This window comes from Rossellomorea vietnamensis (assembly GCF_001305855.1).
Classification (GTDB): domain Bacteria; phylum Bacillota; class Bacilli; order Bacillales; family Bacillaceae_B; genus Rossellomorea; species Rossellomorea vietnamensis_A.
Window position 1 is genome coordinate 84,417 of sequence record NZ_LIXZ01000004.1, and the last position, 25,061, is coordinate 109,477.

At 45.1% G+C, this 25,061-nt stretch carries 31 protein-coding genes; 28 read left to right on the forward strand and 3 right to left on the reverse strand.

What is annotated here, in order from left to right:
• Positions 1-8 precede the first annotated feature (8 nt).
• The 26 genes from AM506_RS06710 (at position 9) to AM506_RS06835 (ending at position 21,236) form a co-directional block, all read left to right on the forward strand.
• Positions 9-1,076 (forward strand): DmpA family aminopeptidase, encoded by a 1,068-nt coding sequence (locus AM506_RS06710; RefSeq protein WP_060671719.1) that lies wholly within the window; start codon positions 9-11, stop codon positions 1,074-1,076.
• Positions 1,077-1,093: 17 nt separating this feature from the next.
• Complete coding sequence (locus tag AM506_RS06715; RefSeq protein ID WP_060671720.1) at positions 1,094-1,585, forward strand: kinase; 492 nt, start codon at positions 1,094-1,096, stop codon at positions 1,583-1,585.
• Positions 1,586-1,600: 15 nt separating this feature from the next.
• Positions 1,601-2,032: a cytidine deaminase gene (locus tag AM506_RS06720; protein ID WP_060671721.1), complete on the forward strand. Its 432-nt coding sequence runs from the start codon at positions 1,601-1,603 to the stop codon at positions 2,030-2,032.
• Between the two features lie 48 nt (positions 2,033-2,080).
• Positions 2,081-2,875 carry an MBL fold metallo-hydrolase gene (locus tag AM506_RS06725; RefSeq protein WP_060671722.1) on the forward strand — a complete coding sequence of 265 codons (795 nt, stop codon included), beginning with the start codon at positions 2,081-2,083 and terminating at the stop codon, positions 2,873-2,875.
• Between the two features lie 39 nt (positions 2,876-2,914).
• The gene (locus tag AM506_RS06730) at positions 2,915-3,487 is read left to right on the forward strand and encodes an AAA family ATPase (RefSeq protein WP_060671723.1); all 573 of its coding nucleotides are present in this window, start codon (positions 2,915-2,917) and stop codon (positions 3,485-3,487) included.
• A gap of 90 nt (positions 3,488-3,577) precedes the next feature.
• A complete protein-coding gene (locus AM506_RS06735) occupies positions 3,578-4,111 on the forward strand; it encodes a GNAT family N-acetyltransferase (RefSeq protein WP_440480345.1) in 534 nt (177 codons plus the stop codon).
• Between the two features lie 110 nt (positions 4,112-4,221).
• Positions 4,222-4,635: a DUF4181 domain-containing protein gene (locus AM506_RS23415; RefSeq protein WP_060671725.1), complete on the forward strand. Its 414-nt coding sequence runs from the start codon at positions 4,222-4,224 to the stop codon at positions 4,633-4,635.
• Between the two features lie 78 nt (positions 4,636-4,713).
• A complete protein-coding gene (locus AM506_RS06745; protein ID WP_060671726.1) occupies positions 4,714-5,598 on the forward strand; it encodes an alpha/beta fold hydrolase in 885 nt (294 codons plus the stop codon).
• Positions 5,599-5,625: 27 nt separating this feature from the next.
• Entirely contained in the window at positions 5,626-6,186 is a 561-nt protein-coding gene (locus tag AM506_RS06750; RefSeq protein WP_060671727.1) for a class I SAM-dependent methyltransferase, read from the forward strand.
• 236 nt (positions 6,187-6,422) lie between these two features.
• Complete coding sequence (locus AM506_RS06755) at positions 6,423-7,709, forward strand: histidine--tRNA ligase (RefSeq protein ID WP_060671857.1); 1,287 nt, start codon at positions 6,423-6,425, stop codon at positions 7,707-7,709.
• Positions 7,710-7,927: 218 nt separating this feature from the next.
• Entirely contained in the window at positions 7,928-8,758 is an 831-nt protein-coding gene (locus tag AM506_RS06760) for a glycerophosphodiester phosphodiesterase (RefSeq protein ID WP_060671728.1), read from the forward strand.
• A gap of 290 nt (positions 8,759-9,048) precedes the next feature.
• Positions 9,049-9,468, forward strand: a complete 420-nt coding sequence (locus tag AM506_RS06765) for a MarR family winged helix-turn-helix transcriptional regulator (protein ID WP_060671729.1) — start codon at positions 9,049-9,051, stop codon at positions 9,466-9,468.
• 12 nt (positions 9,469-9,480) lie between these two features.
• Positions 9,481-10,674 carry an MFS transporter gene (locus tag AM506_RS06770; protein WP_060671730.1) on the forward strand — a complete coding sequence of 398 codons (1,194 nt, stop codon included), beginning with the start codon at positions 9,481-9,483 and terminating at the stop codon, positions 10,672-10,674.
• 228 nt (positions 10,675-10,902) lie between these two features.
• On the forward strand, positions 10,903-11,376 hold the full coding sequence (locus AM506_RS06775; RefSeq protein WP_060671731.1) for a DUF2975 domain-containing protein: 474 nt from the start codon (positions 10,903-10,905) through the stop codon (positions 11,374-11,376).
• A gap of 9 nt (positions 11,377-11,385) precedes the next feature.
• Positions 11,386-11,607 carry a helix-turn-helix domain-containing protein gene (locus AM506_RS06780; RefSeq protein WP_060671732.1) on the forward strand — a complete coding sequence of 74 codons (222 nt, stop codon included), beginning with the start codon at positions 11,386-11,388 and terminating at the stop codon, positions 11,605-11,607.
• Positions 11,608-11,609: 2 nt separating this feature from the next.
• Positions 11,610-12,425, forward strand: coding sequence for a DUF817 domain-containing protein (locus tag AM506_RS06785; RefSeq protein ID WP_060671733.1), 816 nt, complete (start codon positions 11,610-11,612; stop codon positions 12,423-12,425).
• Positions 12,422-12,676 carry a hypothetical protein gene (locus AM506_RS06790; protein WP_060671734.1) on the forward strand — a complete coding sequence of 85 codons (255 nt, stop codon included), beginning with the start codon at positions 12,422-12,424 and terminating at the stop codon, positions 12,674-12,676. The genes AM506_RS06785 and AM506_RS06790 overlap by 4 nt, the downstream gene beginning before the upstream one ends.
• Positions 12,677-12,791: 115 nt before the next feature.
• A complete protein-coding gene (locus AM506_RS06795) occupies positions 12,792-13,076 on the forward strand; it encodes a DUF3784 domain-containing protein (RefSeq protein ID WP_060671735.1) in 285 nt (94 codons plus the stop codon).
• The gene (locus AM506_RS06800) at positions 13,076-13,930 is read left to right on the forward strand and encodes an alpha/beta fold hydrolase (protein WP_235576067.1); all 855 of its coding nucleotides are present in this window, start codon (positions 13,076-13,078) and stop codon (positions 13,928-13,930) included. The genes AM506_RS06795 and AM506_RS06800 overlap by 1 nt, the downstream gene beginning before the upstream one ends.
• A gap of 106 nt (positions 13,931-14,036) precedes the next feature.
• Complete coding sequence (locus AM506_RS06805) at positions 14,037-15,005, forward strand: ATP-binding cassette domain-containing protein (protein ID WP_060671737.1); 969 nt, start codon at positions 14,037-14,039, stop codon at positions 15,003-15,005.
• Entirely contained in the window at positions 14,995-15,774 is a 780-nt protein-coding gene (locus AM506_RS06810; RefSeq protein WP_200908423.1) for an ABC transporter permease, read from the forward strand. Before AM506_RS06805 ends, AM506_RS06810 begins: the two co-directional genes overlap by 11 nt.
• Positions 15,775-16,051: 277 nt before the next feature.
• Positions 16,052-16,447, forward strand: coding sequence for a transcriptional regulator SpxA (gene spxA / locus AM506_RS06815; RefSeq protein WP_060671738.1), 396 nt, complete (start codon positions 16,052-16,054; stop codon positions 16,445-16,447).
• A gap of 74 nt (positions 16,448-16,521) precedes the next feature.
• The gene (locus AM506_RS06820; protein WP_060671739.1) at positions 16,522-16,938 is read left to right on the forward strand and encodes an RrF2 family transcriptional regulator; all 417 of its coding nucleotides are present in this window, start codon (positions 16,522-16,524) and stop codon (positions 16,936-16,938) included.
• Positions 16,939-16,997: 59 nt separating this feature from the next.
• Positions 16,998-17,330, forward strand: a complete 333-nt coding sequence (locus tag AM506_RS06825; protein ID WP_060671740.1) for an IDEAL domain-containing protein — start codon at positions 16,998-17,000, stop codon at positions 17,328-17,330.
• A 397-nt stretch (positions 17,331-17,727) separates the two neighbouring features.
• Positions 17,728-19,467, forward strand: coding sequence for an ABC transporter ATP-binding protein (locus tag AM506_RS06830; RefSeq protein WP_060671741.1), 1,740 nt, complete (start codon positions 17,728-17,730; stop codon positions 19,465-19,467).
• A complete protein-coding gene (locus AM506_RS06835) occupies positions 19,464-21,236 on the forward strand; it encodes an ABC transporter ATP-binding protein (RefSeq protein WP_060671742.1) in 1,773 nt (590 codons plus the stop codon). Before AM506_RS06830 ends, AM506_RS06835 begins: the two co-directional genes overlap by 4 nt.
• A 121-nt stretch (positions 21,237-21,357) precedes the next feature.
• Here AM506_RS06835 and AM506_RS06840 read toward each other — a convergent pair whose 3' ends face one another.
• Positions 21,358-21,561, reverse strand: a complete 204-nt coding sequence (locus AM506_RS06840) for an IDEAL domain-containing protein (protein WP_060671743.1) — start codon at positions 21,559-21,561, stop codon at positions 21,358-21,360.
• A gap of 149 nt (positions 21,562-21,710) precedes the next feature.
• Between AM506_RS06840 and AM506_RS06845 the strand changes: the two genes are divergently transcribed.
• Together AM506_RS06845 and AM506_RS06850 are read left to right on the forward strand one after the other, a co-directional pair.
• Positions 21,711-22,421: an SDR family NAD(P)-dependent oxidoreductase gene (locus AM506_RS06845; RefSeq protein ID WP_060671744.1), complete on the forward strand. Its 711-nt coding sequence runs from the start codon at positions 21,711-21,713 to the stop codon at positions 22,419-22,421.
• Positions 22,422-22,435: 14 nt separating this feature from the next.
• A complete protein-coding gene (locus AM506_RS06850) occupies positions 22,436-22,795 on the forward strand; it encodes a MerR family transcriptional regulator (protein ID WP_060671745.1) in 360 nt (119 codons plus the stop codon).
• A 228-nt stretch (positions 22,796-23,023) separates the two neighbouring features.
• Here AM506_RS06850 and AM506_RS06855 read toward each other — a convergent pair whose 3' ends face one another.
• Positions 23,024-23,830, reverse strand: a complete 807-nt coding sequence (locus AM506_RS06855; RefSeq protein WP_060671746.1) for a YibE/F family protein — start codon at positions 23,828-23,830, stop codon at positions 23,024-23,026.
• Positions 23,827-24,945 carry a YibE/F family protein gene (locus tag AM506_RS06860; protein WP_060671747.1) on the reverse strand — a complete coding sequence of 373 codons (1,119 nt, stop codon included), beginning with the start codon at positions 24,943-24,945 and terminating at the stop codon, positions 23,827-23,829. Before AM506_RS06860 ends, AM506_RS06855 begins: the two co-directional genes overlap by 4 nt.
• Positions 24,946-25,061: the final 116 nt, after the last annotated feature.

Below are 25,061 nucleotides of genomic sequence, written 5' to 3' on the forward strand. Positions count from 1 at the left end.
GAGCCATGATGAATAATGCTGGACAAAAAAGAATCCGGGACTACGGACTGAAAATAGGTAAGTTAGAAACGGGTCCCAACAATTCAATTACTGATGTTGAAGGCGTGACGGTCGGTCATGTCACCCTCAGTGAAAAAGGTAGGCAAACCGGCGTCACGGCGATCCTGCCTCATCAGGGGAATTTGTTCAAAGAGAAACTCATCGCCTCCACCCATGTGATCAACGGGTTCGGGAAGACGATGGGGACGATCCAAATCAATGAACTGGGAACCTTGGAAACTCCCATTCTATTAACGAATACATTAAGCATCGGTACAGCCGCCGATGCCTTGATCGATTACATGCTCGAACGGAATCCTGGAATCGGCAGAACGACAGGGACCGTCAATCCCGTGGTGTGTGAGTGCAATGACATGTTTTTAAACGATATCAGGGCAAGGTTCATCACGAAAGACCATGTCAGGCAAGCGCTGGAACATACGTCTACAGTCGTTGAAGAAGGCACAGTCGGAGCCGGTACCGGCATGCTTTGTTACTCCTTGAAAGGCGGAATTGGGACGGCTTCAAGAATCATGAAGATGGACCACGGGACCTACACTATGGGAGTCCTCGTCTTGACGAACTTCGGAATACTGAGCGACCTGACCGTATACGGAAGGGCCGTCGGAGAAGAACTGAAGGAAAGAATACTTCACTCCCGCGAAGAACAGGACAAAGGCTCCGTCATCATCATTGCAGGGACGGACCTCCCCGTATCAGAAAGGCAGCTTAACCGGATCATCAAGAGGACGATCACAGGATTATCCCGAACAGGCTCCATCATCACAACCGGGAGCGGAGAAGTGGTCATTGGCTTTTCGACGGCAACGAAGATCCCCCATGACAAAACGACCCAATGCATGTCCGTCCCCATGATTCATGAAGAAGATATCGACCTTGCATTCCGGGCGATCGGGGAAGCGACAGAAGAGGCGGTATTGAATTCCTTGATTACGGCAACGCATGTAGTGGGCAGGGATGGAAATGAAAGACCGGCGTTAAAAGATTTACTGGAGAAATATAGTATTCAACTATGAACAAACCTGGAGGAATTATGGAATCTACAATGATCATCATACGAGGAAATTCCGGCAGCGGGAAAACAACCACCGCCAAACGTCTTCAACAGCATCTGGGGCGGGGGACACTCCTCGTTTCCCAAGATGTCGTCCGCCGCGACATGTTGAAGGTCCAGGACCGGGACGGCAATCTGTCCATGGACTTGATCAGGCAAATCACAGAATACGGTAAAGGGAAATGTGAGTACGTCATTATGGAAGGAATCTTCTCTGAACAGCGCTACGGAGACATGATTCGGGAGTTAATCCAATTCTATAACGGAAAAGCCCATACATACTACTACGATTTATCGTTTCAAGAAACCGTCCGCCGACATAACTCCCGTTCAAAAAGGACAGAATTTGGGGAGGATTCTTTGCGTGAATGGTGGAATGCGGAGGACTATCTTGGTGTAGATGGAGAAGTTCAATTGACGGATACAATGACGCAGGATGAGATAGTGGAAATGATTTTAAAACAAATATGAAAAAGGAGGTGCAACATGTTAAACGTTAAACCATTAGAAGACAGAGACTATGAATTAATCAAAGAAGCAGAAAGAGTCATAGAAACGAATTATCGGTACGGTCGGCATCACATTGGTTCAGCTGTCAGAGCAACATCGGGCAAAGTTTATGCTGCCGTCCACGTCGAAGCAAACGTGGGCAGGATCACCGTATGCGGGGAAGCGATGGCCCTCGGGAAGTCCATCTCTGAAGGAGACCACGAATTCGAAACGATTGTCGCAGTTGCCCACCCCCATCCACACGAAGACATCGAGAAATGCTGGGTCGTCGCACCTTGTGGGATGTGCCGTGAATTAATCAGTGACTACGGTACCCAAACCGATGTCATCTTATCGTATCGTGGTGAATTGGTGAAATGTAATGTGATGGAATTGTTGCCGGAGAAGTATGAGAGTGAGGTTGAGTAACTTTACGATTCAATAATGAGATTTGCGGAAATTCAAAGGAGGCAAACCATGATTCATTTTAAAAACGACCATCTAACGGTTTTTCAAAGTGAACTATATCAGACCACGTCAGCCATTATTCAAACCGATGACGTCATAATCATGACTGACCCCAATTGGCTGCCTCACGAAGTTCAGGCTATACGGGAATATGTGGATAGAGAGCTGGGAACCAGGCAGTTGTACATCATCTACACGCACAGTGATTTCGACCATATCATCGGATCAGGTGCCTTTCCCGAAGCGAAAGTGATCGCTTCAGAAGAACTCAAGCATCATGAGCACAAAGGTGAAATTATGCAGAAGGTACGTGAGTTTGATCAGCGATATTATATCAAAAGGGACTACGATCCCCATTTTCCATCCGTTGATTTCGCCATAACCGGCGATGGGGAAAAGCTCGAACTGGGCCATCTTACATTAACCTTTTACAAAGCACCCGGCCACACGCATGACGGTCTATTCACTGTCATAGAACCATTGGGAATCTTCTTATCAGGGGACTATCTATCCGATGTCGAGTTCCCGTTCATTTTCAGCAGTTACATAGATTACAAAGAAACAATAAAGAAATCGGAAGCGATCCTTCAACAGCATATGATCCGGATTCATGTCCCGGGGCATGGATCGGTGACGGATAAACAGGATGAACTGATGCGAAGAATCGAAGAATCAAGGTATTATTTAGACAACCTTCTACAGGATAATGAAACTCTCGAAGCATTTTGCCGGGAGAGGTATGATTTTTATGAAGGAATGAAAAGTATTCATTCCAACAACGTGGAAGCAGCAAAAAGAGAATAACTTAAAAATACATTAATGTCGAGATAAGGGGGCAATTCTATGAAACTAATCTTATTATTCGGACCACAAGCAGTCGGGAAAATGACAGTAGGACAAGAACTGGAAAAAAGAACAGAACTGAAATTATTTCATAATCATATGACCATCGAATTGCTCCAGCCTTTCTTCGGATTTACAGAGGAAATGTGGAGAATATGCGGCATGATGAGAGAAGAAATCTTTGAATCGTTTTCAAAAACAGATCAATACGGAATGATCTTTACCTTTATGTGGGCATTTAACGAAGAAAATGATTGGAAATGGGTCGAGAAAGTCACGAATATATTTGAATCCAATGGGGCAGAAGTCTATTTCGTGGAGTTGGAGTCCAACTTGGAAGTACGACTGAAACGAAACATCACACCGAACCGACTGCAGCATAAACCTTCCAAGCGAAACATCGAAGACTCCGAAAAACGATTGCTTGCTTCCCTGGATACACATCGTCTGAATTCAGTAGAAGGGGAAATAGAAAGAGAGAATTATATCAAGATCAATAATACAAATATGTGCCCGAAAGAGGTTGCTGAGAAAATAATAGACGAATTTCAGTTAGAGGGACGGACCTCATAAAATGAATCAGGAAAAATAGGAGGAACTATGACAACCACTATCTTTCATTCCCCGCCGACATTAGAAAACGAAAAAGTAAAATTGATTCCATTGGAGATTAAGCATTCCAAGGAACTTCTCGAAGTGAATGACCCGGAGATTTGGCGTTACATGCTGTTGGAAATCACCACCCTCGAAGAAGTGGAAAAGTGGGTAACAGCCGCCGTTCGTTTACGGGATCAACAGACCGCCTTGCCTTTTGCCGTGGTGTTAAAAGAACAAAATAAAATCATTGGGTCGACCAGGTTGTTTGAAATCAATCTTACACAAAAATCGTGTGAACTCGGTTCTACCTGGTACAGCAAAGACCATCAAAGGTCATTCGTTAATTCCAATTGTAAGTATTTGATCCTTCAATACTGTTTTGAGGTACTTGGGATGATGCGGGTTCAGCTTAAAACAGATGAACGAAATCTCCGTTCTCAGAAAGCCATTGAAAGAATGGGTGCCGTGAAAGAGGGAGTCCTGAGGAAAGAAAGAATTTTGTCCGGGGGCTATGTCAGAAATGCCGTTGTGTATTCGATCATTGATGAAGAGTGGCCTTCGATAAAGGAAGGATTTGCTTTGAGGGATTTGAAGTATTGAATTGAAGCGGCGTTTGAAAGGTATTTATGAGTAGTTTGGATTGAGAATATGAGGCTATGACTGCGAAGAGATACACCTGACCTCAGTATACATTAAGTGAGGAGATGAGGATGTTGGGTTTTATTTTGAAATTTTTCTTTATCATTGCCATCTATATCATTCTCATTTTCTTATTCCACCGTGTGATTAGCAGATACCTGGGCTTGGAAAAGAGGAAGTTTTTTTCTCACGAGATGGTAAATGAACAGCATGAAAAAGGAGATAAGCTAATAGGGTATTTCGCTGTTGTAACGTTAATAGCAGGTTTCATTTTTCATGTCACTACTAATTTCGATGTGGAATTTTGGTTTTTGCAACCTTACTTTATCATTGCGTTCTTTTTTATCGCAAGGCAATTATGGAAGTCTTACATGGAGAGGAAATGGATGGGAAGCACTAAAGAATATCTCTACACGTTGATGGAGGCGGTATTATACATTTTATTATTTAGTGCTCTCTTTTCTTCGAATAGCTGGTTAATTTGAGCAGCCAAAAACTCTAGAAAGCTAAATATATTTGCCTCTGATCTTGCGATACTAAGTCATTTATAAGGAGGATTTACCATGCCCAACCTCAAAAACGGAGAATTCACCGTACCTCTTAATGGAATCAATCACTGGGTTAAAATCGAAGGCGCTGAAAACCAGACCATTCCACTGATCATTCTCCACGGAGGACCAGGTGGGAATCACTATGTGTTTGAAAGGACGGCTGGCCCGTTACTCGGGAAGACCAGGACAATTGTTTACTATGAGCAACGCGGGTGTGGGAGGTCGGAAAAGCCTTACGCTGACGATGAATATACAATTGACGTATTGACTGAGGACTTCAAAGAACTGAAGAAATGGTTAGGAGTTGAAAAGGTCAATCTTCTCGGATACTCCTTTGGCGGAGAGCTGGCACTTGAGATTGCCAATCACCTTCCTGAAGAGATTTACCAACTCATTGTATCAGCTCCAAGTCTTCTCAATACAGACATTCATAAAATGGTGCAAGTAACCGGTTTTTTGTCTATTGGAGATTCAAATCTATTTAACAAAATATCAGCTTGCTTTCAAAGGGGAGCGACTCTTGACGCAATCTATGACGAGGTATGGGGGATGGTGAGTCCCGAAATCGTGGACCTATTATTATTTGAAAACCAGGAAATTGCCAGAATAAATCGAGAGTTGTGGGAAGAAAGCAATCTCGTTAACACTGGTCTCATGAATCGTACCCTCACGAACAGTCCGGTTAAAGTCCCCCTTCTCGACCGTCTCAAGGAAATTCATCATCAGATACTCATAATGACAGGGGTGTTTGATCGAAATACTGGTTTGCCCGTTGCCAAACTGATTCATTCCAGCCTGCCAAATAGCACTCTGACCCTATTCGAAAAGAGTGCCCATTTTCCTGACTTGGAGGAAACGGACAGGTTTGTGAAGGAAATCAATAAGTTTTTGTATTAGATAACGAAAAAAAGTGAGGTAACCCCAATGAACAATATCCAAAAAGAAATCAAGGTCGTAATCGGGGCAGGGGAATATCATAACAACCCCGGCTGGTTGCATACCCAGGAAGAAGACCTGAATTTACTGGACGAAACGACGTGGCAGAACATGTTCGAAGAAAGCTCAATATCCGCTATTTTGGCTGAGCATGTATGGGAACACCTAACATACGAAGAAGGGTTGCAGGCAGCTAAGATATGCATGAAGTATCTTAAGCCTTCTGGATACATCCGTTGTGCTGTACCTGATGGGAATTTTCCTGATGAAGACTATCAAAGGATCGTACAAATAGGGGGACCCGGACCGGCTGATCATCCTGCTGCCAGCCATAAGATCGTTTATAACTACAGGTTGTTAATGGAATTATTTGAAACGGCCGGATTTGAAGTAAGACTGCTTGAGTATTTTGACCAGAGAGGCGACTTCCACCAAAGTGATTGGGATGGGTCTGATGGCGTCATCTTCCGTTCCAAGAAGTTCGATCCGAGAAATCAGGGGGAACGTGTTGCCGTTCCTTCTCTTATCCTTGACGCCATTAAGTATTGAAATCACCTTTCTTATCTGATAACGTATATGAAAATAAGAGGTGGATAAAAATGACTTTCATCAACACGCAACGCTCATTCACACAATTCCATCATCATATCGAGTAACCTTGCTATCCGATTTTTAACAATCGAACATAGGAAGGTTATTTCCCATAGAACCGCATTTGATTAAGTTATTCGCTTATCAAGTGCGGTTCTTTTTTTATACAAAAAAGGAGGAGAAGACAGATGAAGATGAAGAAAATGGATTATCAAAATGTCAAAGGGACGCAGGATTATTTACCGGAGGCGGAAGTGATCAGAAGGGAAGTCAGAAGAACATTGGAGGATGTTTTCATTCAATACGGCTGCAAGCCCCTTGAAACCCCAATTCTGAATTACACTGAATTACTCGCCTCGAAATATGCGGGTGGCGCTGAGATACTGGAAGAGATGTACACCTTAACGGACAGGGGAGAAAGGGACCTCGCCCTGCGCTATGACCTGACAATTCCCTTTGCCAAAGCAGCAGCCATGAATCCTACCATTCCCATGCCATTCAAGCGCTATGAAATCGGAAAAGTGTTCAGGGACGGACCTATCAAGGCAGGAAGGTTCCGGGAGTTCACCCAGTGCGATGTGGATATTGTGGGCGTTGATTCACAGGTGGCGGAAGCGGAGCTGATGATGATGGCACTGGATGCCTTCCGTAAGCTCGATATGAAGGTGACGATTCAATACAATAACCGCAAACTTCTGACGGGGATGCTTGAGGTGTTCGGAGTGGAATCAGATCAAATCAATCAAGCAGTCTTGATCCTCGACAAACTCGAAAAAATTGGTGTCGGTGCTGTGATTACAGAACTCACGGACCTGTCCATCTCTGACAGCACTAATCGATTGATTCAACAATTCCTGACAGACAGGGACAATAACCGATTGGGCTATTTCGAATCATACGCCGATCAAAACAGCCAAGTCAGGGAGGGGTTAGAAGAATTAAAGGAACTGACCTCCTACCTTGATTTCCTGGATATCAACGAACAATGCGTGTTCAATCCCTTTTTAGCAAGAGGATTGGAAATCTACACGGGGACCATTTATGAAATTTTCTTAGCGGACGGGTCTATCACTTCAAGCATCGGGAGTGGCGGACGGTATGATAATGCTGTCGGTGGTCTATTGGGAACAAATGAAAATATCTCGACCGTAGGCATATCGTTTGGATTGGACGTCATATATGCAGCGATCATGGCTTCCCAGCGCAACATGAAAAAGACTGCCAACATTGACTATTACGTCATTCCCCTCGGTACAAGGAAGGAGTCCTTACGAGTAGCCAGTGATTTAAGGAGAAAAGGTTACACGGTCGAACTGGAGATGAGCAGTCGGAAATTAGGCAAGCTGTTGGAAAAAGCAAACAAAGAAGGGGTGCGGAATGTGATTGTCATAGGAGAAGAGGAGGTTAGGAAGAATCAGTATAAGGTGAAGAATATGGAGACCGGAGAAGAGGAAGTATGGGATATGTGTGCTGTGAAATAGACTTCAGGGAATCATCATTAAGAAAGAGCAACTGGTGGCTCGTAAGCAATATATACTACATCCCAGTCAGTTTTCCCTTTTTTGTAAAAATCCCTGAGAATAAAGATTGAATTTTCTTCACACAACCTTCATTAAGATGGATACCAAAATCCATACCCACTTAACATCCCATCCCTAAACTGTAGTCGAATACATATTAGGGATTGGAGATGAAGAACATGAACAAAAAGTTTTTAATCGGAACAGGGATTGCGGTTTCATTGTTATTGAGTCCGTTCAGTCAGGCATTTGCAGAAGAGCCGACAGCTGGAGAGAAAAAGCAGGTAGAGAATATTGGGCACCGAGGAGCTGCAGCCTATGCTCCTGAAAACACGATCGCAAGCTATGACTTGGCTGTCGATATGAAGGCGGATTATATTGAAATCGATGTCCAACGAAGCGTAGACGGTGAATTGGTCGTCATCCATGATACATCAGTGGATCGCACAACCAACGGCACGGGAAAAGTAGGAGACTTAACACTAGAGCAAATGAAGAGTCTTGATGCAGGAAGCTGGAAAGGCGAACAATTTTCAGGAGAAAAGATCCCGACCTTTGAAGAAGTGCTGGATCGCTATCATGGAAAAGTGGGGATCTTAATCGAAATGAAGTCTCCGGAGCTTTATCCTGGAATAGAGGAACAAGTGGCTGATGCATTAAAGGCACGTCATCTCGACAAGCCACAAAACGAAAAAATTATTCTTCAATCCTTTAATTTTGACTCGATGAAAAAAATGGATCAACTGCTTCCGAAAGTTCCAGTCGGCGTTTTAGCATGGAGTAAGGACCAAGCGACACCAGAAGCGTTAAAAGAGATCTCCACATATGCAGAATGGTTCAATCCAAGCTATGGGATTGTGACAGAACAAGTGGTGGAGGACGTTCACTCTTTAGATATGCAAATCGGATCATGGACGGTGCGCAGTCATGAAGCCGCAGATTTCTTATTCGACATGAATGTGGATGCGATCATAACGGATTATCCGGATTACGTGGATCCAAGGAATTAATAGGTTAAGAGAAAAGAAGCAGCGGATGCTGCTTTTTTTATTCATCTGAATATTTCATTCTACCTTTGCCCATACTAAACCACACCAGCCCTTTTCGTATTATAGCTCTGACTTGGTTCGTCCAAGTTAACCTACCTCTTACGAAGAAGGGCTTATTTTTTTGCGGAATGGGCTCATATTATCGCTCAACTCACCCATCTCGACAACTATCCAATCATCTGTTACTATATAATAGTTACCCAAGATAACCATTACCTAAGATAACTATATAAGAAGGAGGAACCACCAAAATGAAATCGGCACAACAGTTTTTTCAGGAGCTGATCAGGCTCTACAGGCCGTTTGAGAATCAATTGAACGTTCAACTGAGTGAACACGGTTTGCACAGGGCTCAGTGGACGATTTTATATAATCTCTACCATAACGGACCAGCTTCCAATGTCGAGATCTCAAATTATCAAAGTGTAGAGAAGCCGACGATTACGAGGACGGTTCATCAGTTGGAGGAAGCGGGCTATATCCAGCGTATTCCAGGGAAAGACCGTCGGGAAAAGCGGATGCAGCTGACGGATGCGGGGATTGAAGTGTATGAGAATGCCCGTAAAACCATCGATCGTTTTGAACAGACCATCATGGATGGAATCAGCGAAGAGAAGCAGCTTGAGATGATGGAAATGATGAAAAAAATCAAAGAAAATTTGAACAGATAAGGAGTTTTACAGATGAGTCAGACACAATCAAAGCTATGGACGAAGGACTTCACTCTCATGTCCATCGCCAACTTTTTCATCTATTTAATCTTTTATTTATTGCTTGTCACCATGGCAGTATATGCCGTGGATGAATTCGGAGCATCGGAAAGTCAAGCGGGTCTTGTGACCGGGATCTTCATCATCGGGACCTTGATCGGACGATTATTCCTGGGCCGGATGATTACGACTATCGGAAATAAGAAAATGCTGTTTGTCGGTATGATCGCATTCATTGCTACCTCATGCTTGTATTTCGTGGAGGGCGGCATCAGTTTCTTACTGCTAACCCGTTTTCTTCACGGTGTGGCACTCGGAATGGTCAGTACGGCTACAGGTACCATCGTAGCGGAAATCATCCCTGCGAGCCGGAAAGGGGAAGGGATCGGTTACTACAGTATGAGCATCACGCTCGCAACCGCCGTTGGCCCATTCTTCGGTCTTTTCTTAAGTCAGCATGCAAGCTTCCAGGCGATCTTTGCCTTCTGTCTTGCACTTGGGGTCATCAGCTACATCATTACACTGTTTGTGAAAATCCCTGTCGTCAAGAAACCGGCAGGGAAAAAAGCGGAGAAAGAGCGTCTAACCCTCTCAAGCTTCATCGAGCCAAAAGCATTACCGATTGCGTTGGTTGTGTTGTTCGTTTCCCTTGCTTACTCAAGTGTCCTGTCGTTCATTAATTTCTATGCCATCGACATCAACCTTGTAGAAGCAGCGAGCGTATTCTTTGTTGTCTATGCCGTAGCGATCCTTGTATCGCGCCCATTCACAGGCAGACTGATGGATGCAAAAGGAGCCAAGGCGGTCATGCTGCCGGCATTTGTCTTTTTCGCGGCTGGCTTGTTCCTATTAAGTGCGGCTGGTAACACGATGATCCTGCTTCTTTCAGGTGTCCTGATTGGACTTGGATTCGGTAATATGCAATCCGTCACACAGGCAATTGCCGTGAAGGCCGTTCCACCTGAGCGAGTGGGGCTAGCAACTTCAACCTATTACATTTCCCTGGATGCAGGCCTTGGATTCGGACCTTATGTACTTGGCTTCCTGATTCCCTTGACAGGCTACCGTTCACTGTACATGATCATGGGAATACTCGTTGCCGCAACACTTGTACTCTACTACTTTCAAGAAAGAAAAAAATCGCGCACAGTACTCGCGCATGAATAATCTTTTCGATCTCTTAAAGGAGTCTGACCACATGGCCGGACTCCTTTTTTTGGAGGGACGGACCTTCAAATAGCCTATTCACTCGATTTTCCCACAATGGTTTGAGTTCCGACCCTCATTAATCGTCCATCTTAACAATAATTTTATATTAAAAATTAATAATTATTTATTGTAAAACGATAAACAACATGTTAAATTCATAGTATATTATCAAGTGAGGTGCTATGAATGAAACGGGAAACACTTTTTTTGAAGATTGCCCTTTTTCTTATCGGGGCTCCCATTGCCGCTTTATGTTTGATCGGGTTACCTCTGATTGCAATGGAAGCGGCGGGTTCAAAGGTAGCCTATGTCGTTTATGGGATGCTGGCTGTCATGTATGCATCGGCGATTCCTTTTTACACGGCGTTGTATCAGGCGTTTAAATTATTGATGTTGATTGACCGGAACAACGCTTTCTCAGGAGCATCCGTGAAGGCGTTGAAGGTGATCAAGAAGTGTGCCATCGTCATCAGTCTCTTCTATGTAGCAGGATTGCCGCTCTTTTATGTACTGGCGGAGGTGGATGACGCACCGGGGATTATCGTGATCGGGATGATTTTCATCTTTGGTTCAGCCGTCATTGCGGTATTTGCAGCAGTTCTCCAGAAGCTTCTCAACAATGCCATCGAAATCAAATCTGAAAATGATTTAACGGTCTGAGGTGAAATTATGGCAATTATAATCAATATTGATGTGATGCTTGCGAAACGGAAAATGAGTGTAACGGAGCTCTCGGAAAAAGTGGGTATCACGATGGCAAATCTTTCAATCCTGAAAAATGGGAAGGCAAAGGCGGTTCGTTTATCCACCCTGGATGCGATATGCAAGGCCCTCGATTGTCAGCCGGGAGATTTGCTTGAGTATCAGCAAGAGGAAGAAGCGGGGTCATAATCATGAGAGCAGTCAAACAACTCCTTCGTTTCGGCTGGGAGCAGGCTCTGTCCTGCTTGTTTCCCGTGGTCATTTTTGCGTCTTTGGCGTTGACTCAGATTATACCGCTTCCCTTACTGCCGAGATATGACTGGCTGCTCCTGATCTGTCTTGTGATGCAATGGGGGATGGTGAAGTCAGGTCTTGAAACCAAGGATGAACTGAAAGTGATTACCCTATTCCATCTGATCGGCCTTGCCCTTGAGCTGTTCAAGGTACATATGGGCTCGTGGTCTTATCCAGGGGAAGGCTATTCCAAACTGTTCGGTGTCCCATTATACAGTGGATTCATGTATGCAAGTGTAGCAAGTTACCTGTGCCAGGCGTGGAGAAGGCTCAAGGTGGAACTGGTTCAGTGGCCGCCGTTTTGGGCAGTGGTTGCCCTTGCCGCAGCGATATATTTGAACTTTTTTACTCACCATTATTGGATCGACATCCGCTGGTGGCTGTCGGGCCTTGTCATCGTCGTCTTTTGGAAAACGTGGGTCGAATATGAGGTAGGTGGGATACGTTACCGCATGCCCCTCGCTCTATCATTTGTCCTCATCGGCTTCTTCATCTGGATCGCTGAAAACATCGCAACCTTCTTCGGTGCCTGGGAATACCCGAACCAGACAGATGCCTGGAGCCTTGTCCACCTCGGGAAGGTCAGCTCATGGCTTCTCCTCGTCATTGTCAGCTTTTTGATTGTGGCAACGTTGAAGCGGGTGAAGGGAAAGGGTGGGGCAACCCACTTTCCAACCGGATATTCCCAGCAAGGACAGGAGGGGACAGTTTGAAGAAAATAGCATTCGTATTCATTTTGATCCACTTCATCATCTTTGTCCTGTGGATCATGAATTCAGGATACTTATTTTCACCCTATGGAATTTCGGCTTGGATTGCCTTAGTAGCGATAGGATTTATGATTCAAATCAAGCTGGAAAAAGTGTTGATGATCAGAAGGGTACTCGCCATCTCGAATGGGTGGATGGTGTTTTTGATTGTGGCAACCGTGTTTATTTATTTTGCTGTCAGTTCAATGCCTTAATATATAGTAAGAACAAGTCCCTTGGTACGCCAGTGGGGCTTTTCTTAGTGAAAATATGGAACCTTCGGAGGACTAAAACGTACATGTATTAACATGAAAGAATGGAGGAATCATTATGGACTATGGTTTGCTGATGATCGGTCTCGCTCTTGTCCTGGTTTCATATTTAGTCGGTGTCAAAAAACAAACATGGCTGCTCGCGGGTTTCAATGAAAAGATGATCAAAAATAAGTCTCTGTTAGGAACGGTATCGGGGCTATTATTTTTTCTACCATTAGGGTTGATCGCGATCATCAATAGCTTCATCGATTATGCCCATGAGGGAACCATCCTTGTGGTGATCATGTTGGTTCTATTAACGGTCGTGTATGTATTCATTAACAGGAGGCTTATGGATTGATGGAGAGTAAGCATGTCATGATCAATGGTAAAAAGCTATTTGTCCAAGTAAAAGGGAGTGGAAAGCCGATCATCTTTCTCCACGGCGGTCCAGGAGGGAGTCTTGACTATTTCCTCCCCCATATGGAACCTTTAGCCGCAAACTTTCAAATTATTTTATATGATCAAACAGGTTGCGGAAAATCAGAAGTAGAGGAAGGTCACACCTATACCATTGACGATGAAGTCAACAATCTCGAAGAAATCAGAAAATCCCTCAATCTGGAGAAAATGACGCTTTTCGGTGAGTCATGGGGGAGCATCCTGGCCTTATCGTATGCGGCGAAGCATCCAGACCGCATTGATAAACTGATACTGACCGCTGCCATAGGCTTAACCTCTAAGGATTATCGGGCTTTCAAAGAAAACCTTTTTAGAAAACTCGGATCATATAAGAAAATGCTTCTCGGTTATTATTCCGTTTCGTCTCTTTTGGGAGTGGATTCTTCACGGAAGCTTGAACAACTCTTCGACCCCCATTACGTGTATTCAATCGATACATTAAAAAAGAAAACAATGATCTCGTACAATCAGGATGCCCTTAAGCATATTGGGAAAGAACTTGACCACCATTACAACCTTATCCCGTCCTTGCCTGTATGCCGGTCCCTTTCCATCATGATTGCTCAAGGAACCCACGATATATTATCCCCTGCTTATATGAAAGAAAACGTTTTGGTACATCTGAATAACGTCATCCTTAAAGAAGTAGAAGAAAGCGGGCACTGGACCATACTCGAGCAACCGGAAAAGATGATTGCATTAACACGTGAATTCATGAGTTTCAAAGGGACAGTCACCCCGGTTCACTCTTAAGAGCCAAGGTACCTGTCCCCAAGGCATGCCAACACATCGGCACACACCCAATAAAGGATAAACCAATCCCCCCTCGAATAGAAATAGGTAGAACGGAGGGATGCTCATGAATGGCAGGATTGAAGTAGAGAATCTAACCAAAACGTTTAAAAAAGGAAACGTCCAGGCAGTGAAAGATGTATCTTTCCAAGTCGAAGAGGGAGAGTTCTTCGCCTTTTTAGGACCGAATGGAGCAGGGAAATCGACGACGGTCCAGATTTTGACGACGTTGATCAATGCTTCGGGTGGAAAAGTGGAAGTGGCCGGATATGATGTCATCAGTGAGCCGGAACACGTCCGCCGTCATATTGGCGTCGCCCTTCAGGAGACGGGGGTCGACCCGGATCTGACCGGTCGTGAGATGGTGGAACTTCAGGCTTATATTTTCGGCTTCGGGAAGGAAGAAGGGAAACGACGGGCACAGGAGCTTCTGGAGATTGTGGACTTATCACAAGCCTCTGAACGGAGGATCGGCGGTTATTCGGGGGGGATGAGAAGGAGACTGGACCTTGCTCTCACCCTGGTCAATGAACCGAATATCCTTTTCCTTGACGAACCGACGACGGGACTTGATCCCTCGAGCCGGGCGGCGATCTGGAAAGAGCTGCGCCGGCTGAATAAGGAGAAGGGGACGACGATCTTTCTCACAACGCAGTATCTGGAAGAAGCCGATTCCCTGGCGGACCGGATCGGGATCATCAATAAAGGCGAAATCGTTGCCATGGGATCCCCGAAGGACTTGAAGGCAGAGATCGGGCAGGATCTCATTACCCTCACATTGAAAGAACGTGATGATATCGACCGCAGCGTGGAACTGATCCGAACGCAAATGGAAGGAGTCGACGCCCTCTCCCAGCAAGAAAAAATCCTGGTCTATGTAGAGGAAGGGACCAAGCAACTTCTAGAGGTAGTCCGCATCCTCGACATAGAGAATATCGAAATAGTCGATATTCAATTGTCTTCCCCGACCCTGGATGATATCTTCCTGAAATTGACGAGCGACACAAAGGAAGGGGTGAAGAGCCGTGGGGAATAATGTGTTCAAAGACACGTGGCTCATGACGGTCCGGAACATCAAGACCACGATACGAAACCCGTTTTCTTTCATTCCTAATCTGATTATTTCTGCTTTCTTCCTTCTCGTATACGAAGGAGGATTGAGTGGTATATCACAGCTGCCTACCTTTGAAGGGGCAGATTACCTTGCCTTCATTCTTCCCGTCTCAATTGTATCTGCTGCTATCGGTGGAGCAGGGGGAGCGGGGCAGAGCATAGTGAAGGATATTGAAACCGGATTTTTTTCAAGACTGCTTTTGACACCGGCATCGCGCCTTGCCATCGTCCTTGGCCCGATCATCGCAGGGATGCTGCAGCTTTTGGTTCAGACGCTCCTCATTATCGGAATGGCTTTTTTACTTGGCCTAAATGTTAAGACAGGTTTTGCCGGTGTGTTATTCGTGCTGTTGATCGCGATAGGCTGGGGACTTGCTTTTGCCGGATATTCCGTCGGGATTGCCCTCCGGACGAGAAATGCCCAGGCAGCCCAGGCGGGGACTTTTATCTTCTTCCCGCTGATTTTTTTGAGTACGACATTCGTTCCCTATGAATTGATCGAAGCACAGTGGTTAAAGATTGCGGCCACGATCAACCCGACCACGTATGTATTTGAAAGTATGCGTACTGCCCTCATCGACGGATGGGTGTTCTGGGATCTGATGCAGGGTGTGATCGCCATTGTGATCGTATGTGCCATCACCATTACATTCGCTGCCGTTTCTGCCAAAGGTGCAGTTTCAAGAAAATAGAGTGGTATAAGGAATTCTTCTCTTATGGTGAAGGATTCTTCTTTTGTTTATATAAGCTTCTTGTCAAAAACTTCAAAGGATTCAAGGCGATTAATTACGTTTATCAATATAGGATATCGGGTAAATAATAATCACAACGTTCATAAGAGTTTTCTAAAAAAGGTTGACATCTCTAACTGTAAATATTATTATTACAGTGTACCCGAAATTAGGAGTGCATTTATTTTAATCATAACTGTTACTTTTTTTATTACATTTAAAAGGAGTGTGTAAACACATGGTCAATTTATTTCTGACACCGAGCTGTACGTCCTGCCGCAAAGCGAGAGCGTGGCTAGAAGAACATTCAATCCCATATGTGGAACGCAACATGATGACAGAACCGTTGATGCCTGATGAAATCAAGTCGATCCTCCGCCTGACGGAAAATGGGACAGAGGACATCATTTCAAAACAATCAAAGGCGTACCAGGAATTGAAAGTAGACATTGATTCGTTGCCACTCCAGGATTTATATAAACTAATCAGGGAAAATCCCCTCATGCTGAAACGACCGATCATGCTGGATGAAAAAAGATTGCAGATCGGGTATAACGATGAAGAAATCCGCAGCTTTCTCCCAAGGAAAGTGCGTAACTTCGAATACAATGAGCTGCAAAAGCTGGCCAATTGACCAGAAAACCGGATTCTTGACAGTATAAACTGTAAAAGTTACCATTACAGTAACATCCGTGAAGGAGGCAGGCCATGAATAGCGACTTTACCTTAGCCATCCACAGTTTAACGTACCTGGCACTGCAGACGGACCGCATGTCGACAAGCGATGCAATCTCGGAAAGTGCCGGTGTTCATCCAGTACGGATCCGCAAAGTCCTCAGTCTCCTGAAAAAGCAGGGCTTTATCGCTTCTAAAGAAGGGACAGGCGGTGGATTCATCTTCGCCGTGGACCTGAGCGACATTAATCTGTGGGATATTTATAAAATCACATCAGAAGGCGCCCTGCAGCCAAAGTGCACGGCTACCAATGAAAAGTGCCTAGTGGGTGCCAATATGAAGAGCGTCTTGTTTCAGATTTTCCTCGGTGCAGAAGAAAAACTGGGGGATTATTTAAAGAACTATACGATTAAAGACATCGTTGAGATGATTCATCAAGAGAAAGCGTAGAAGGCTTTCTTTTAGACTAAATGTAACAAATAAAATTACAGTTGAGAAGGTGAAAGGGAATGTCAAATGAACAGTCTATATTAAAAGTTGGAGATTGGGTAAAAGGGAAATTACTTACCGGTGAACTGGTCATCGGCTATGTAGAGAACCTGGACACCAAAGGAGAAGCTGTCAAAGCGAAAATCGTGACCAGCGATAATAAAACCATCGAAGGGAAAATTCTTCCCCTCTTAAACAGACAGATAAACAAGATTCCAGATACACACATTAAAAACAAAGAGCAGATCCAATACCTGATCGACCTTGCCCTCGAAACGGGAGACGAAGAATGGTTCCTGGAACTGACGGCTAAATTGAACGCTATGCGAGAGCTTGCCGAGGGTGTAAAGTGAATATCGTGAAAAAAAGCTGAAGGGGTGAACTCTTCAGCTTTTTTATTTTGTGGTGGATAAATAAAATTCGGCAAGTTGGCATGATTATTTGGAATCCAGCATGATTCATTTATCTCTCGCTTGATTCCTGAGAAATCCTGCATATAAGTGGAATCTGGCATAAAAGGTCTTAAACCCAGCATGAATTCCATCTTCCTTGTGAATTCCGATCACTCTATAAGTCCCCTAAACAAAAAGGGATCAGCTTTTTCTTCATCCAAAAGTCGTAGAACCCCTCATTTCCAACGACCGAAGATGTGAAATGACAGGGTGAATATACTTAATTTATACTGTATTCAAATTATAGTGAATATTTTCATATGTTGGTATAAAATAGAATTTTGTGAGGGGGTTCAACATGAACTTATTAAAAACTACATTAAATCATTTTAAACCTTATTGGAGAAAGCTTTTGGTGGCACTCCTGTTTTCCGTCATCGGTGGTCTCTTTACGATCATCCCGCCGATTCTCGTGAAACGATTGGTGGATGACGTCATCGTCGGAGGGGATCTGAACTTCCTGGGGTGGGTCGTCGCAGGAATTCTCGGTGCCTACCTCGGAAAGTCCCTGTTTGAAACGATGCAGGAATATGTCCAGGTGAAGATCGGGCTTGATGTAATCACGGATATGCAGATCCGGGCGTTCAGGAAGCTGCACCGTACTCCGATGTCGTTTTTTGCGAAGACGCCGAGGGGGGATATGCTCTTCCGTTTAACACATGATGTGGAATCGATTCAGAACCTGAACAATACGGTCGTTCCACGCATCCTGCAGCAAGTGGTGGGAGCGGTCGCTGCCTTTTCCACTGTGTTTGTTTTATTCTGGCCCGCGGCGATCGTGATGTTCGCGGTTTTTGCCATTTATATCATCCCTTCCTTTACACTGGGGAAAAAGATGAGGAAAATGAGTGCGGTCCAGCGGGAAATGAGTGCGGATATGTATCAGCACCTCCAGGAAAGCATTGAAAGTGTCCGATTGGTGAGGACCTATCAGACGCAGGATGTGGAAGTCGGTACTCAGGAGAAGAAGCTGAGAGATTGGAAGCAATTCTCGATCCGGGCAGCACTGATCGGAAAGGTGAACTGGCGCCTCGGGAATCTCTTTAATATCGCAGCACCGGGTGTCGTCATGCTGATCGGGGGCTGGGCGATCTGGGATGGAACGATCACCATCGGGACGCTCGTTGCCTGCCTGAGCTTCATCCCCATCATGTTTTTACCGGTAAGATCCATGGCGGAGCATGCCTTGACGATACAGCAGGCGATTCCGGCCCTGCAGCGGATCTACGAATATTTCGATCTGCCGGAAGAACATGAGGAGAAGCTTCCTGCTTTTGGTCCTGTAAAAGGAAAAATAGACTTACAGAATCTATGGTTTTCGTATCCCGGGACGGATAAGCAAGTCTTAAAAGGCGTTTCTTTGTCTCTCGAACAGGGGAACCATATCGGGATCGTCGGAACGAGCGGCGGAGGGAAGAGTACGCTGGTCCAGCTGTTACTAGGACTCTATGAACCGCAGCAGGGCTCGGTGATGATCGATGATAAGAATCTATTCGACTATAACCGGAACAGTTTCCGCCAGCAAGTAGGGGTCGTGTCCCAGGAAACTTTCCTGTTAAATAGTACACTCCGGCAAAATCTGTTATACGGAAAACCCGATGCGACGACAGAAGAACTCGATCAGGCAGTAGAAGCGGCAGGGTTGAAGGAGTTGATTCTTTCACTGGAGGAAGGATATGAAACGATCGTCGGGGAGAGGGGATTGAAACTTTCAGGCGGACAGAGGCAAAGGGTGGCCATGGCTCGTGCGATCCTGAGACAGCCGCCTGTCCTGATCTTCGATGAAGCGACTTCTTCCCTTGACGGGGAAACGGAGGAGCGGGTGCAGGCCTCCTTGGAAAAATTGATTCCGGGACGGACCACGATCACCATCGCCCACCGTCTTGTCACCGTAAGGAACGCAGATGTCATCATTCTTCTCGATGGAGGAGTCGTGGCTGAAAAAGGCACTCATGAAGAACTGCTTCAGAAGCAAGGGAAGTATTATGAATTATACAGGGCTCAATACAGCGAGCTTGAAAGGGAGTTGATCGGATGAGCGCCGCGAAGAATCGCGACGGAAAAAGGGTTCTGAGCTTTCTCCGTCCTTATAAAAAATGGGTCATCGCTGATTCCATCGTCATCGCGATCAGCCAGGTGTTTTCAGCACTGATCCCGACACTCGCCCTCAGCTGGCTCGTGGACACGATCATTCCGAACGAACACTATAACTGGCTTTGGGGACTGATGTGGCTCTTGATTTTATCTGCAGTCCTGGATCTTGTGATGATGGTCATCGACGAGTATTTCTGTCATCAGACCGCAAAGACCGTGACGAATTGGCAGAAGCTACGCCTGTTCCGCCATCTGCAGATCGTCCCGTATTCTTTTTACCATCATAATTCCACGGGGGAGATGCTTGCAAGAGTATCGGATGATCCGGACACTCTCCACAATTTCCTGGCGTGGGAAGGCTCCACTTTCATGGCAAGTGTGCAGGGAGTCTTCATTTACAGCCTGGTGCTCCTATGGATTCATCCTTATTTGATGATTACAAGCGTCGTACTGGGAGTGATTTTCTACTGGACTTCCAATGTCGTAGGAGCAAGAACCCGATTGGCCTCTGCGGATGCAAGGAAAGAAGCGTCGAGATATCTTGAAAGATTGAGAGAATCAGTAACAGGAATTCATTTGTCCCGGGTCATGGGTGTGTCGGAGAGTGAAGTGGACAGCGTGATCTCCATCCGTGACAGTTTCGTTCAGCACTCGGTGAAAGAACTGAAAGCGAGGATGCAATCGGTCGTGGTCATTGCGAGTTATAACGGGTTTGCTCTCGGACTAGTCTATTTGATCAGTACACTCTTAATCTGGAATCAAGGACTGACCAGTGGACAGATGCTGACAGCCGGTGGACTTGTGACCATTGCGGCGAATGAGATGCAGCGCCTGCTCAGAAACTGGCTATCTGTTAGAAGGACCGGTCCTGCGTTGGATCGTTCAGAAATTTTACTTGGTGAGGAAGTTTCGGAAGCTGAGGTGTCAGAAGGCATCGCCGGTGAACGGGCAATCGGCAGCATCCGTCTCCAGGACGTCGCCTTCTCTTATCCTGGTAAAGATGAAAATGTACTAAAGGGTGTCTCCTTTGCAATCGGTGCCGGGGAAAAATGGGCATTGGTCGGCCCGAGCGGTTCCGGGAAATCAACAATTGTCGATCTCTTATTCAAACTCTATGATACGGGAGTCGGTAAAATCGAAGTGGATGGACGGGATATCAGGGAGTGGGATACGGGGTGGCTGCGTTCGCAAATGGCCATTGTCACACAGGATGTGATGCTGAGAAGCGGAACACTCGCGGATAATCTCCGGATTGGAAAGCGGGATGCGAGTGATGAGGAACTGTTGAAAGCACTCGAAGACAGCGGGCTCGGTGATCTGATCGAGACGCTTCCTGAAGGGCTGGATACATCGGTCGGTGAAAGGGGCAGCCTCTTATCGGGTGGTCAGAAACAGCGTCTGTCCCTTGCGAGGGCATTATTGAAGGACGCGCCAATCTTGATCCTGGATGAAGCGAGCTCCGCCCTTGATCCCATCACGGAAACGAAGATCAACGAAGCGGTGCTGCGAGCCGGAAAGAATCAAACGATCATCATCGTATCCCACCGGTTATCGACGGTCCTGTCGGCGGATCAAATCGTCGTTTTGGAGGATGGCCGGATTGCAGAGCAAGGGAAGCATGGGGATCTTCTTCAGAATCAATCAGGCGTCTATTCCAGACTTTTCGGAAGGGAAGCGGAAATAGGCGGGGCAACGATTGATTATGTGTCATAAAGACAGGTGGGGGAGAATTAGTATGTAAGAAAACCATTTCCCCGAAACATAAAAAGGACCATTTTCTCCACTTACAAACAGTAGGGGAATGGTCCTCTTTTTATTTATTTTTAATATTAAATTATCCTACCTTCTGAATTTCTTTCAATTCTTCTGTCAGGCGCAGGAATTCTTTTTTATTCCGCTTACTTAAAGCCTGGTCAATACCTTGTGCGATTTGCTCTTTCCGAAATGTCAGCAGTGCCTCGTCCAATATCATTTCTGCAAATAGGGAATCCATGTGATTTACATCAGACTGTGGTGAGTTCAGCAAATACTTCTTCATGAAATCAGCTCCTTGACCTTTTTTCTATTATACTAACCATTTATAGAATATTCAAACATTTTATTAAAAAAATATTCTTGCCCTCAACCTTGGTTCAGGGTGTATTCTTCATATAGGATCTCAAAATGAGTTAAATGGAGGAAAGATACATGACAAAATATGCTTTAGTTACAGGTGCAAATAAAGGAATCGGTTACGAGGCCGTTCGACAGCTGGCTGATAAGGGATATAAGGTATTTTTGGGTGCCCGGAATGAAGAGTTGGGGCATAAAGCGGTTGAGTCCCTTGGCTTCTCAAATGTGACGTTCGTTCAATTGGACATTACTGATTCTCATTCCATACTAAATTCTGTCCGCACAATAGAAGGGGCGACGGATCACCTTGATTTATTGATCAATAATGCCGGAATCGCATTTGACTTTAACATTCAACCTAGTGAAGTGAAAGTCGAAATGTTGCGTGACATCTTTGAGGTGAACTTCTTTGGAACATTCCAAATGATGCAAGCGTATCTGCCCCTTTTGAAAAAAGCAGAGGGAAGTAAGATGGTGAACGTCACGACGGATATGGCGTCACAGACCATGTTTGCTAACGGGGACGTACATCCGCTCAATGTCCTGGGGTATAATTCATCCAAGACGGCTGTGAACTCATTGACATTATCCTTCAGTAAAGAACTGGGCAGCGAAGGTCCTGAGGTCTTTGGTGTAACACCTGGTTTCACTTCTACTGATCTGAACGGGAACGCCCCAGGCGGGAAAACGACGGCTGAAGGGGCAGAAGTCATTGTGAAATATGCTTTGAGTGAAACAAATTATCATGGTAAAATCCTTAATAACAACGGGGTCATTCCCTGGTAAGAGGATGGTAAAGAATGGACTATTCAATCGGGCAAGTTGCCAAGATGAACAATATGACGATTTCACAACTGCATTACTACGATCGTCAAGGGCTGTTACCGTTTATTAACCGGACGGAAAATGGCGATCGGACTTTCGATGAAGGTTCCCTTAAGTTCCTCGAGATGATCCTCTGTCTGAAAAACACGGGTATGCCAATCAAAAAGATCAAGGAATTTGTCCAGTGGACGATGGACGGGGAACAAACCCTGCCTGAACGGATGGAGATGATGCTTGAACAGGAACAAAAGGTCCAACAGCAAATAAGGGACATGCAAGCCAATCTGGAGAAAATCCAAATGAAAATCAAGAGATACGAAAATGAAATGAATTAAATAGAAATCCCCGACTCCTTTATGGAATCGGGGTTTTCATCATCCTATTTATCAAAAAATAGCAAAGACTTCAAAGGATTCTTAAACGTCTTCTTCGTTGCTTCATAATCAAACACGCCGCTGTTACATTCCTCAACCTCACCAAAACCAATGAAATTCATCCTCATGTCCCGCGAGAGTTTCCGTGCGTATTCCCATTCTCCCTACTTTAAGAAATTCCGGTTATTTTTAGTTATCTGCCTGAGATTCATCCGGGACAGGAAATTGGTAGTTGTCCCTCTGTCGTGCCTTCACCAGATAATAAGCTGTGATGGCAGAGGTGACCGGGATGGCAAGGGCAACTCCGAGTCCAGCTGAGCCGATGAAGATCATTTCAGAGGTGAACACTTTGGAGTTGACGATGTCCCCGAGGGAATACGATAGATCCTTGAACCAGATCAGGAGTCCCATATACCCACCGAAGAAGGCGAAGAACAATGTATTGGCGCTTGTCCCGAGAATATCCCTTCCAATGCTGATACCGGATCTGAATAAGTCTTTTCTGCTGATCGTCGGATTGTGGTAAGCCATTTCCTGCATAGGAGATGAAATGGCAATGGTTACATCAATGATCGCTCCGATGGTACTCATAATGATCATCGAAGCTCCGATTTTCACGAAGTCCACTCCTACATACAGGGAAAAGGCACCGATTTCCTCGGTTTCATCCTCACTGAAACCCTGTATCATAGCGGCATCGGTCAACTCCAAAATGAAGAAGATCAAGGCGCATGTCGTCACGATCGTAGAAATGAAAGCTGTGACGGTCTTGATGTTGATTTCACTAATATAAAACAGGGAAATGCAGCTGATCAGGACGCATGCAATCAACGTCAGGATGATCGGATTCATATCCGGATCATTCATCATGATGATGGTTAGAAGGAGCACACCTGTATTTAAGAATAAGGCCACAAAGGATCTTGCTCCTTTTTTACCGCCGACTGCGACCATCAGAGCGAATAGAATGATGGCAAGCCATACTTGAACCGTCATGATTTCACCCGCTTTCTATTAACAAAGAATATAGCCGTATAAATGCCAATCGGGATGGCAAGGACAATGCCGATCCCTCCTGTAAGAGCCCTGGTCATTTCCAGTGAAAGATTCATGGAAAGGGTGAACGCGAGGGGCGATGCATTCTTGAAATAAAGGATGAGCATGGGAATCGCCCCGCTGATATAGACGAAGAACAGGATGTTGGTCATCGTTCCCATGATATCCTTTCCAATATCAAAGCCTGACGTTATCAGTGCTTTAGTCGAAATGTCCGGATTTTTTTCGAAAAGTCCGAAGATCGAGGCCGATAAGGTGATGGCAACATCCATCACCGCTCCCAGGCATCCGACGAGTATGCCCGCCATGAATACAAGTTGATAAGGGCGGGTGAGGTACTGCATTTCCTCATACCGGAGTCCATCCCCAGCGGTGAAACGGATGACAACATAGCTGATAAGGAGCGTCATGAACGTTCCGATCAGAGTTGCCACCACCGCTGCATAAGTCTTCTCATTAAATCCATTCACGAATAAGAGGGAAACAAGGGTGAAGGCAATGACCCCAACGCTGCACGCAAGCAGCAGGCCAACCTTCTCCGAATTCAGGTAGACATCCAATGCATAAGAGAGAATCACTGCGTTGACGGCAAGCGTGATCAATGAGAACAGTCCCTGTTTTTTTCCTACTATCAATAAGAAGAGGATAAAAGCCCAGGTGATAATCATTAGGTATAAATCCCGCTTAGCATCCTCGATGTTTCCAGTCAGGATGTTATCTTTTTTAGTATCATCGATTGAAACAAATAATTCTTTCCCGGGTTCATAACGCTGATCGTTGGCCCCAGACATGGAATACTTATTGGTTAAGAGGATCGTTTCCCCTTTGTGTTTCCCATTTTTCAAGATAGCTTTCATTTTCTGTATGTATACCCGGTCTTTATTCCCTGTCGTATCTTCCATATTTGTCGTGTCTACTATCTTTGAGCTTGTCACTTCCGCAATTGGGCGGTCATATAGACCTTGATTGTGGGTGACGAAGTATAACGAGGCGAAAACACAGACTGCCAGGAAGACTGATAGTAGCAGTGTCTTATATTTTTTTATGGCTAACATGTTTCATCCTCCAGCTCCTCGAAAATAGTTCATCCAAATCGTAATCATTATTCCATATCAGAAAGGATTACGCAAAAGGGACATGAAAAAAGTGTCCATAAGATATGAACACTTTA